Raw genomic sequence first — 4,256 nt, 5'->3', positions numbered from 1 at the left:
CATCACCACCGCCGGCCGCGCCACCACCTGTCCAGCAAGCCGAGGTCTCGCCGGCCGAAGGTCCCGGCCGGATCGGCGCCTTGCTGTCGAGGCTGCACAAGTCCGTCTCCCGCAGGCCGTCCAGGGAGGAGCCGTTCGATACCGTTGAATGGGCTTCTGCCGAAAACGGGGGGTCAATGCAGGATCCGCAATACCGCGCTTATCCCCAGTCGGCACCGGCCTTCGAGCCTCGGCAGGCGGCCGCGACAGCATACCCGGCGCCGCTTTTCCAGCCCGGCGGCCATCCGCAGCAGACGGCGCAGCCGCCACTGCCGCCTCCCATGGTGCAGCAGCGGCCATATTCCGGGCCGCAGCTCTATCCCTACGCGCAGCCTTTGGGCTACGCACAGCCGCCGGCCTATCCCTATCCGCAATCGATGCCGGCCGCCAATGCGGGGCAGCAGCCCGATCCGGCTCAGCCTGCTTCCGAGTCCTATCCACAGCCGCCCCTCCCGCAACAGCAGGCGCCTCAGCCTCATCAGCGACCGGCGGAGCCGTCGCGGGCCGCGGAGGATGCCGAGCAGCAAGCGCCAATCGAGGAAATCCGCGCCAGCCTGCGCGAATTCCGCGAAGCGGTTCGCGAACTGACCGAGAGCCGCGTGCGGCGTCGCTACTTCTGAGCCACAAAAATCTGCGCTGTGCCGTACAAAAACATGCCGGTTTCGCGTAAACGGCATGGGACGGCGCTTTGGCGGGATTGCATGTTGGAATTTTCGTGAAAATGCCACGCTGTGAAAGATCGAAAAGCGCGTCGCTTCCGCAAGCGACGCGCTTGGGCATTCTGGTGTTGAGGGTAGTCCATGGCCGAAGTGATTGATGGCAAGAGCGTTGCCGGCGACGTTGTGGGGTCGGTCAAGACCCTGACGGCTGAGCTTGTCGCCAAGGGCCAGGCCAAGCCGGGTCTTGCCGTGGTTATCGTCGGCGAGGATCCGGCCAGCCAGGTCTATGTCGCGTCCAAGTCGCGCACCGCCAAGGAATGCGGCTTTCATTCCGTCCAGCACACGCTGCCGGCCGAAACCTCGGAACCGGCGTTGCTGAAGATCATCGGCGATCTCAACGCCGATCCGGCCATCAACGGCATCCTCGTGCAGCTTCCGCTGCCAGCCCATATCGACGCCGGCAAGATCATCCAGACCATCGCGCCGGAAAAGGATGTCGACGGCTTCCATTTCATCAATGTCGGCAAGCTCGGCACCGGTGAACTCGAGACAGCCTTCGTGCCTTGCACGCCGGCCGGCTCTATGCTTCTGATCGAGCGGGTGCGCGGCAAGGACCTGTCCGGCCTCAACGCCGTCGTCGTCGGCCGCTCCAACATCGTGGGCAAGCCGATGGCCAATCTCCTGCTTGCCGCCAACTGCACTGTCACCATCGCCCACAGCCGCACCAGGGATCTGCCGGCCTTGGCCCGCACCGCCGATATCCTCGTCGCGGCCGTCGGCAGGCCGGAGATGATCAGGGGTGATTGGGTGAAGCCAGGCGCCACCGTCATCGATGTCGGCATCAACCGCATTCCGGCCCCGGAAAAGGGCGAGGGCAAGTCCCGCCTCGTCGGCGATGTCGCCTATGCCGAAGCGGCTAAGGCCGCCGGCGCCATCACGCCGGTTCCCGGCGGTGTCGGGCCGATGACCATTGCCATGCTGATGGCCAATACGTTAGCCTCGGCCTACCTAGCGGCCGGATTGAAACGGCCGTCCTTCTGACCCGCCAGAAAGCCGCAGCTTTGCCGAACCCCAGTGTTCCCTCAGAACGGCCGGTCATCACGGACCCCGTTCAAGGCGGGCGGCAGTTCGCATTCCTGCTGGTAGACAAGTTCTCCATGTTCTCGCTGGCTGCCGCGATCGATACGTTCCGCTCGGCGAACCGGTTGCTTGGCCGCGACTTCTACGGCTGGACGACGGTGTCGGCCGATGGCGATCCGGTGATGGCTTCCAATGGCCTGCCGCTCAAGATCGACTACGCCGTTGCCGACCTGCCGCCGGTCGATATCCTTTTCGTCTCGGTCGGGCTGACGACGGAATTTCCCGGCAAGAGCAAGGTGCTGGCGGCACTGCGCAGTTGGGGCCGGCGCGGCAATGCGCTGGGTGCCCTGTCGGTCGGCTCCTACCTGCTGGCCGAGGCCGGCCAGCTCGAAGGCTATCGCTGCACCATCCATTGGGAAAACCGCGCCGGCTTCGTCGAACGCTTCCCCGACATCAACTGCACCGGCAACGTCTTCGAGATCGATCGCAAGCGCTACACCTGCGCCGGCGGCACCACTTCGATCGACCTGATGCTGGAGATCGTGCGCGGCGATTTCGGCTCGAACCTCGCCAATGGCGTCGCCAACCAGTTCCAGCACGAACGCATCCGCTCGGCCGGCGACCGCCAGCGCGTCGGCCCGGAACGCGACCTGACCGGCAAGTCGGAGAAGCTCAGACGCATCGTCGAACTGATGGCCGACCATCTCGACGAGCCGCTGTCGGCAGTGCAGCTGGCCAAATCCGCCGGCCTTTCGGTGCGCCAGGTCGAGCGCCTGTTCTTGCGCCACCTCAGCGTCACGCCTGGCCGTTATTACATGCGGCTGCGGCTGGAGCGGGCGCGCGAACTGCTGCGCCAGACCAACATGCCGATCCTCGATGTGGCGATAGCGACCGGCTTCACCTCGCATTCCTACTTCGCCCAAAGCTACCGGCTGCAATTCGGCAGGCCGCCCTCGGAAGAGCGCCGCACGACCTACTGAATTCCGCTTCCGCTGAAAAGTTCGGCATTCGGCCCGGCGCATCGGGCCAGGGTAGCGAATTCGGGTAACGGGTTCTTTCGGAGCCTTGGCCGCGCGTAGGCTGACGGGTGCATCAAACGAAAAACCCGCCTGAGCGGCGGGTCACCGGCGCAAATCAGCACCATGGGCAAAAATGTACCATAGCTGAGTGCATCCAGTCAAGAAAAAATTCCTATCATGGAAAGCCTTCGGCACTGCCGACACCCCGAACTGGCTGTCGTCACGACTTTTGTTAAGCTGGGTTCGGGCCCTACGCACCTGGCTGCCCGGACTTGTGTCCCGGCGCCGCGTCAAATAGCTTGCCGCCCGGATCAGGGGCGGATTTAGGAGATTTCGATGGCGGGACTTGCACGGGGCGTCGCTGCGGCGATCCTCCTTTTGGCGATGACGACGTTCGGCTTCGCCGCAAACAAGGTCATCATCATTCTCGATGCGTCCGGCTCGATGTGGGCGCAGATCGACGGCAAGCCCAAGCTCGAAATCGCCCGAGAGTCGCTTCGAACCGTGCTTCAATCGGTCCCCACCGACGACGACATCGGCTTTATAGCCTATGGCCACCGTGAAAAGGGCAGCTGCGACGACATCCAGCTGATCGTGCCGCCGCAGGCAGGTTCGGGCAGCGCCATTTCGGCCGCTGCCGACAGCCTGAAATTCCTCGGCAAGACGCCGCTGACCGCTGCCGTCAAGCAGGCGGCCGAGGCGTTGAAATACACCGAGGACAAGGCGACCGTCGTGCTCATCACCGACGGGCTCGAAACATGCGGGGGCGACCCTTGCGCGCTTGGCAAGGAGCTCGAGGCATCCGGCGTCGACTTCACCGCCGATGTCGTCGGTTTCGGCCTGACCGCCGATGAGGGCCGGCAGATCGCCTGCCTCGCCGACAACACCGGCGGCAAATACATCCAGGCCTCCGACGAGAAGGCGTTGCAGGAGGCGCTTGCCGAGACAGTGGCGGCGCCTGCTCCTGAACCGGCTCCGGCACCTGCGCCAGCGCCCGCGCCGGAGCCGGCCAAACCGGAATTCAATTTCCTGCCGATAGCGGTGCTTGCCGAGGGCGGCGATCCCGTCACTGACGGCAACGCCTGGGAAATCTACAAGGCCAAACCCGACGGTACGCGCGGCGACTACGTCAGCACCGAATACGGCGCCTACAAGGCCAATCTGGAACCGGGCGACTATATCGTCGTGGCCAGTGACGGCCAGGCCAAGACCGAGCAGAAGGTCAAGATCGAGGCCGGCCAGGTCTACAAGCCGCTTTTCAACTTGGATGCCGGCACGCTCATCATCCACCCGCGACCGAGCGCGGGGGCGGATGTCGTCGATGGCGCGGCTGTCGTCATCGACTATCCTGGTGCTGACATGCCCGCCACCTTCTATGGGACGACGAAAGCCGTGTTGCCGGCCGGCGACCAGAAGGTGACTGTCACGATCGGGCAGGGCGTGGCTACCGAGACGATTC

3 protein-coding genes and 1 pseudogene are annotated in these 4,256 nt (G+C 64.5%); all 4 read left to right on the top strand.

Features of this window, described 5'->3' with window-relative positions:
• Positions 1–659: pseudogene (locus EN750_RS20845) on the top strand (succinoglycan biosynthesis protein exop); the annotation flags it as partial.
• 180 nt (positions 660–839) lie between these two features.
• A complete protein-coding gene (gene folD, locus EN750_RS20840; RefSeq protein WP_127269251.1) occupies positions 840–1,739 on the top strand; it encodes a bifunctional methylenetetrahydrofolate dehydrogenase/methenyltetrahydrofolate cyclohydrolase FolD in 900 nt (299 codons plus the stop codon).
• Between the two features lie 20 nt (positions 1,740–1,759).
• A complete protein-coding gene (locus EN750_RS20835) occupies positions 1,760–2,758 on the top strand; it encodes a GlxA family transcriptional regulator (protein ID WP_164748958.1) in 999 nt (332 codons plus the stop codon).
• 375 nt (positions 2,759–3,133) lie between these two features.
• On the top strand, positions 3,134–4,256 hold a 1,123-nt coding region (locus EN750_RS20830), incomplete at its 3' end, for a VWA domain-containing protein (protein ID WP_127397510.1).

Origin of the sequence: Mesorhizobium sp. M7A.F.Ca.ET.027.03.2.1 (assembly GCF_003999175.1) — a bacterium.
In the GTDB taxonomy this organism is placed as follows: Bacteria; Pseudomonadota; Alphaproteobacteria; order Rhizobiales; family Rhizobiaceae; genus Mesorhizobium.
This window is presented reverse-complemented; position numbering and strand designations above follow the sequence as displayed.